This is a genomic window from Lawsonibacter sp., from assembly GCF_022777125.1.
In the GTDB taxonomy this organism is placed as follows: Bacteria; Bacillota; Clostridia; order Oscillospirales; family Oscillospiraceae; genus Lawsonibacter_A; species Lawsonibacter_A hominis.
The window spans coordinates 1-6,309 of sequence record NZ_JALFGV010000047.1 but is presented as its reverse complement, the minus strand read 5'-3'; the positions used below and the strand labels follow the sequence as shown (position 1 = coordinate 6,309).

The following is a 6,309-nucleotide window of genomic DNA, read 5'->3' as shown; positions in this document are numbered from 1 at the left end:
CCGCACCTCCGCTTTCCGATTCTTCTGCCGGGGGAACATCACAGGACCAGCTCGTAGAGCAGATAGTCCGTGGTACCAGTATCCTCATAGAACAGTTTCAGGGTGGTCCTGTACTGAAAGCCCATCGCGGTATACAGCTTCTGCGCGGGCAGGTTGGTGCCCAATACGTCCAGCCGCAACGCCCGCTGCCGCTTTGTGCGGGCAATGTGGATCGCCTGCCTCACCAGCTGTTTGGCAAGCCCCCTGCCCTGGCGCTCCGGTGCAACCCCCAGGGCATGGATGACTGTGACCGCCTCCGCCGGGGCATCCACGTTCCACGCCACCCGCGCGTATCCATCCGTGCTGATATGGTTGAGCACCATGACGCCTGCCGGTGCCCCATCCAGGCGCCCCAAAAACAGCTCTCCTCTTGCAATGGACTCCCGCAGGAAGTCCTCGGTAGGGTAGACGCGCTTTTTCCAGCCGGGAGGGAACTCTGCATGCTCCATCCCATCGGTCAGCCGGTCATAGAAGTCCAGCACCATGGCGTATTCTCCGCGTACCGCGGCCTTTACCTCAAACATACCGCACCTCCTTATGTTCGATTTCGTTTTATTTTAATGCGTACTGAACAAAGCCAATTGGCTTTGTTCAGGTGCAAAGTCTTCTGGCAAATAAGCCAGAAAACCTTGCACCTTTCGCTGGAGCAATACGGCACTCCAGCAGAAATACGCATTGTAACAATGTCTCAATTTATCCAAAGGGCTACTTATAGCCCTTTGGATGAAATGATGCGGCAGCAGCCGCACGAACAAACCGCTTGGCGGTTGATTCAGCAGACATTATTTTAACACAGGCCGTAGCGCCTGGCAACCGGCGGCCAAGCTTGACTTTCCTCCTCCCGGGCGATACAATAAGCGAACGCTGTATCGTACGAACTCTGCTGAGAGGTGACTGTTTATGCCCGCCTATCTGGACAACGCCGCGACCACCCGTGTCTGCCCCGAGGCCGCCCGGGCCGCGCTGGAAGTGATGACCGAGGGGTTTGGGAACCCCTCCTCCGGTCATGCTGCGGGCCGCGCGGCGGCCGCGCGGCTGGCGGAAGACCGGGCCGTTGTGGCCCAGCGGCTGGGCTGCGCGGCGGAGGAGCTGTATTTCACCTCCTGCGGCACGGAGGGGGACAACTGGTCCATTCGTGCCGCCATGGAGTTCAACAAACGCCGGGGCAGGCATATCGTGGTATCCGCCATCGAGCACTCCGCCGTGCTGGAGCCGGTCCGCGCCCTGGCTGCCCAGGGCTGCGAGGTCACGTACCTCAAACCGGACAAGAGCGGGCGCATCCGCTGCGAAGATCTGCAGGCCGCTCTGCGGCCCGACACGGCGCTGGTATCCCTGATGCTGGTCAACAACGAGCTGGGCACCCTGCAGCCCGTGCGGCAGGCCGCCGAGGCCATCCGCCGCTCCGGCTGCCCCGCTCTGCTCCACACCGATGCCGTGCAGGCTTTTTTGAAGGTCCCCTTTACTCCGGCGGAGCTTGGAGCGGACCTGCTCACCGTCAGCGGCCATAAGATCCGCGCCCCCAAGGGGATCGGCGTTCAGTACGTCCGCCGGGGGCTGGAGCCGTCCCCCCTGCTGCTGGGGGGCGGTCAGGAGCAGGGCCGGCGCCCGGGGACCGAGCCCACCGCTCAGATCGCGGCCCTTGCCGCCGCCTGCCGCGCCTGGGACGATTCCTTCCCGGCTCACCTGTCCGCGCTGAAACAGTATGCGCTGGAAACCCTCGCAGCCGTCCCCGGCCTGGAGGTGGTCTCCGCCGGAGACGCCCCCCATATCTGTGCCGTCAGCCTGCCCGGCTACCCCAGCGAGATGCTGGTACGGGACCTGAGCGACCAGGGTGTATCCGTCTCCTCCGGCTCCGCCTGCCACAAGGGTAAGCCAAGCCATGTGTTTGCCGCGCTGGGCCTGCCCAAGCGCACCCTGATGGGGGTGCTGCGCATTTCCTTTTCTCCGGAAAATACCCGTGCCGATGTGGACGCCCTGCGGGATGGGTTGATCCAAATCACTAAAACCAGGATCGCAATGAGGTGACCGTTTGTTTTCTTACCTGAAACGCGGCCGCGGCTTTTACCGAAACGTGGTACTGCTGGGCCTGCCCATTCTGCTGCAAAATCTGACCACCACCTTTCTGGGCCTCATCGACACCTTCATGGTGGGTACCCTGGGCGAGGCCCCTCTGGCCGCCGTACTGGTGGCCAACACGCCGGTGTTTGTCATCCAGCTGGTCATCTTCGGCCTGCAAAGCGGCTCCTCGGTGCTCATCAGCCAGTTCTGGGGCAAGGGAGACACCGACTCCATCAACCGCGTCATCGGTCTGGGCTGTTATGCGGCGGGCGCCATCTCCGCGCTCTTCGCGGCGGTGATGTTTTTCCTGCCGGAGCAGCTGATGGCCGTCCTCACCGACAATGCCGAGCTGATCCCCCTGGCCGCCGACTACGCCCGCATCGTGGGCTTTTCCTATCTGTTCAACAGCATCACCGGCGTATATGTGGGGGCCCACCGCTCCATGGAAAACCCCAAGCTGGGGCTGATCGTCTTCTCCATCTCCATGTGTGCCAACACGGTTTTGAACTGGGTCTTCATTTTCGGCAACCTGGGCGCCCCGGCTCTGGGGGTCACCGGGGCCGCCGCGGCCACTCTGACTTCCCGTATCCTGGAGTTCGCCATCATGGCGGTCTACGCCCTGACCAACCGCCGCTTCCGCCTGCGCCCCGCCGCCATGCTCCGCCCCGGCCTGCCGCTGCTGCAAAAATTCATCCGCTACTCCAGCCCGGTAGTCCTCAACGAGACGCTGTGGGGCCTGGGCACCTCGGTCTACAAGGTCATCTTGGGCCACATGGAGGGCTCCACCGAGATCCTGGCCGCCCGCGCTCTGGCGGGCAACATCGAAGACATTTGCTCGGTGGCTGTGTTCGCCGTGGCGGGCACCGCCTCCATTATCATCGGCCGGGAGATCGGCGCGGGCCGGCGGGACACCGTCTATGAGGTGGGGGCCGCGCTGAATACGCTGGCCATGCTGTGCGCCCTGGCCATCGGGATCCCTATGGTCCTGTGCGCCTGGTTCGTCTTCCCCGGCCTGCTCTATCCCATCTTTCACCTCTCCGGCGCCGCCGGCTCCATCACCACTATGATGCTCACGTTCACCGGCATATTCCTGGCCCTGCGTTCCTTCAACTCCGTCAATATCGTAGGCGTGCTCCGGGGCGGCGGCGACGTGCGTGCCGCTACCGCCATCGATCTGATCCCGCTCTGGTGCGCGGCGATCCCGGCGGCGGCTTTCCTCGGGCTGGCGCTCCGCCTGAGCGTCTTTTGGGTCTTTGCGGGGATCGAGCTGGAGCAGGTCGTGAAGTTCGGTTTCGGCGTGCGGCGCTTCCGCTCCCGGGAATGGATCAACGACGTAACGCAATTTGCCAAATCAGAACCGGGGACGGCGTAACGCCGTCCCCGGCAAGAATCGAGCCCTGTCCGTCATGCATCCCTCTGTCGAAAAAGGCCAAAGGCCTTTTTCGACAAACTGCGGGGACGGCGTAACGCCGTCCCCGCAGACTGTCTTATTCTGATTTTGTGGCGCTCTCCAGCAGGGTGAGCGTCTTTTTTTCGCAGTCCAGCTCCGCGGGAACCCCGATGGGCAGCACACCGATGGGGGCGGCGTGGCCGAAATTCAAATTATAGAGGATGGGAAGCTCGCTTCGCCCGGCCTCTTCCGCCACCACCTGACGCAGGGCCTGCTTATACTCTTCATAGTAGGCCTCGTCCTGGGGCTTGCCGAACAGAATTCCGCTGACCGCGTCCAGGACCCCCTGGGCCGCCAGATTGCGCAGGGCCCAGGTAACGAAGGTGGGCGAGGGCTTATCCTCGCTGGTCTCCAGGAACAAAAGCGCTCTCCTCCATCGTTCCGGCGCGGGCCAGACCGGCGTACCGGCCGCCATCATGAACACGTCGATACAGCCGCCCAACAGAGGACCGCGCACCGTACCGCGCCCCTGAAGCAGCTCGTAGCCGTGCACGTCCGGCCGCAGGATCTTCCGCCGGTCCATATTCTCCTCCGCCCAGGGCACAAAGGTATCGCTCCAGAGGGGGCTGGGCTTGATCTGGTAACCCGCCGTATCCCCAAAAAGCACATCCCGCACCGCTTGGGCGGTATAATCGAACATGGCCCCGTACTCCCCGAATTCGCACAGGACGGAAGGACCGTAAAAGGAGGTCACGCCTGCCTTAAGCATCATAAAATGGTTGATGGTGGTATCGGAATAGCCCATAAAAATCTTGGGATGGGCGGAAATCACCGCATAGTCGATATAAGGCAGCAGCCGGATGGTATCGTCCCCGCCGATGGCGGAGAAAATAGCGGCGATGGAGTCATCCCGAAAGGCGTCCATCAGGTCCCGGGCCCGCAGCTCCGGATGCGCGTGGACAAAGGCCGCACCCTTCAGCGCGTGGGGCATGGGACGCACGCGCAGGCCGAAGTCCTCTTCCAGCCGCCGCTTTGCAATCAAATACCGGTGGAGCAGCTCCGCCTCCCCCAGGCCGCCCCAGGACAGGCTGACCACCGCCACCGTATCCCCGGCCTTCAGCCGCACGGGCCGCTTCATAATTCCAGCTCCATCCGGACGTCGGAGAGCTGGAACCACTTGTCCGAATACTCCACGTATTGAAAGCCGAAGTCCTCATAGAGCCTGAGCGCGTCCTTGAGCTTATGGTTGGAGGTGAGCACCATCCGGCGCTGCCCCGCGTCCCGGGCGGCCTGGATGACCGCTTCCATCAGCGCGCGGCCGACGCCTTTTCCGCGGAATTCCTCCCGCACCCCAAGCTTGAGGGCCTCGCACACGCCCTCCCCCTGGAGTTCCAGCATCACCATACCCACAATCTGCTCCCCCCACCGGGCCAGCAGCACCCGTCCGCCGTCCGCCAGGAAGCGCTCCGGCGCGGCCAGCATCTCCAGGTCCACCGGCTCCAGCAGGTCGTGCTCCAGCAGCCAGGGCAGGGAGATCTCTTCCAGCTCGTGTTGATAGCGGGGATCATAGTCGATGATCGCAAAGGCATCCACGTCGGTCAGCCCTCCTTTATTCTTTGTTTAGCATACCATAGGTTCCCCCGTGCCGTCAATCTCTCCTGCCTTCGCATTCCCGCGACTCAGGTGCGTTTCCCCGGCCCGCCCGCCCCGTTCATATTTAATTTACATCCGGCCTATTGACTTTTCGGGGGGACGGTGGTACATTATCTTTAGCACTCAGAGATGTTGAGTGCTAAAATCATAGGGGAGGCGGCGCAAATGGATTTGACGGAACGAAAAAAGCGGATCCTGCGCGCCATCATTGAAAGCTACATCGAGACGGCGGAACCGGTGGGCTCCAAGGCCGTCGCCGCAAATATCGGCATAGAGGTCTCCTCTGCCACCATCCGCAACGAGATGGCCGACCTGGAGTCCATGGGGCTTTTGGAAAAACCCCATACCTCCGCCGGGCGTGTGCCCTCTCCCCTGGGGTACCGGCTGTACGTCAACGAGCTGATGGAAGAACATAAGCTCTCCATCCAGGAGACGCAGCGCATCAACCAGGCCCTGCGCATGAAGATGCGGGAGCTGGACCGGGTGCTCACCGAGGCGGGCCGCGTGGTGTCCCAGTTGACCAATTATCCCGCTTTCGCCCTCTCCTCCGGCTCCGGCCGGGTGACCATCCGCCGCTTTGACCTGCTGATGGTGGAGCACAACGCCTTTATCATCGTGGTGATGACCGATACGAATATCGTGCGCAACCGGCTCATGCGCCTGCCCTCGGACTTGACCGAGGCCCAATTGCAGATGCTCAATACCCTTTTGAATACGACCTTCACGGGACTGTCCCTGGAGGAGATCACCCCGGAGCTGATGCGGGTGGCCCAGCATGCCGCCGGCGAGGCTTACGGCCTGATCAGTCTGGTGGTCTCCTTTGCCATTGAGGTGCTGGAGGCGCTGGAACAGCGCACCGTACACACCTCGGGCATCACCCATCTGCTGGAGCTGCCGGAGTACCGCAGTCTGGACCGGGCCCAGCCGCTGATGAGCTACCTGTCCGACGAAAACGACCCCGCCCACTTCCCCATTCCCAAGGACAACCCCATGGATATCCTGATCGGCCCGGAAAACGTAGCCGACGCGCTGAAGGATTCCAGCGTGGTGGTGGCCAGCTATGACATTGGGGACGGCATGCGGGGCGTTATCGGCGTGGTGGGCCCCACCCGTATGGATTACGCCAAGATCACCGCCCGGCTTTCCTATCTGGCGGAAGGGCTCTCCCG

The 6,309-nt window shown here is 62.5% G+C and carries 6 protein-coding genes; 3 read left to right on the top strand and 3 right to left on the bottom strand.

Features of this window, described 5'->3' with window-relative positions; genetic code table 11:
* Positions 1 to 38: 38 nt before the first annotated feature.
* Positions 39 to 563, bottom strand: a complete 525-nt coding sequence (locus tag MR825_RS03905) for a GNAT family N-acetyltransferase (protein ID WP_256174684.1) — start codon at positions 561 to 563, stop codon at positions 39 to 41.
* Positions 564 to 939: 376 nt separating this feature from the next.
* On the opposite strand from MR825_RS03905, the gene MR825_RS03900 reads away from it, so the two are divergent.
* Together MR825_RS03900 and MR825_RS03895 are read left to right on the top strand one after the other, a co-directional pair.
* A complete protein-coding gene (locus tag MR825_RS03900) occupies positions 940 to 2,064 on the top strand; it encodes a cysteine desulfurase family protein (RefSeq protein WP_256174685.1) in 1,125 nt (374 codons plus the stop codon).
* Between the two features lie 4 nt (positions 2,065 to 2,068).
* Entirely contained in the window at positions 2,069 to 3,469 is a 1,401-nt protein-coding gene (locus MR825_RS03895; protein ID WP_186907907.1) for an MATE family efflux transporter, read from the top strand.
* A 115-nt stretch (positions 3,470 to 3,584) separates the two neighbouring features.
* Here MR825_RS03895 and MR825_RS03890 read toward each other — a convergent pair whose 3' ends face one another.
* Positions 3,585 to 4,625 (bottom strand): S66 family peptidase, encoded by a 1,041-nt coding sequence (locus tag MR825_RS03890; RefSeq protein WP_287879015.1) that lies wholly within the window; start codon positions 4,623 to 4,625, stop codon positions 3,585 to 3,587.
* Positions 4,622 to 5,080 carry a GNAT family N-acetyltransferase gene (locus MR825_RS03885; protein ID WP_287879013.1) on the bottom strand — a complete coding sequence of 153 codons (459 nt, stop codon included), beginning with the start codon at positions 5,078 to 5,080 and terminating at the stop codon, positions 4,622 to 4,624. The genes MR825_RS03890 and MR825_RS03885 overlap by 4 nt, the downstream gene beginning before the upstream one ends.
* A gap of 225 nt (positions 5,081 to 5,305) precedes the next feature.
* Here MR825_RS03885 and hrcA point away from each other — a divergent pair.
* The coding region (gene hrcA, locus MR825_RS03880) for a heat-inducible transcriptional repressor HrcA (protein WP_287879011.1) at positions 5,306 to 6,309 on the top strand (1,004 nt) is incomplete at its 3' end.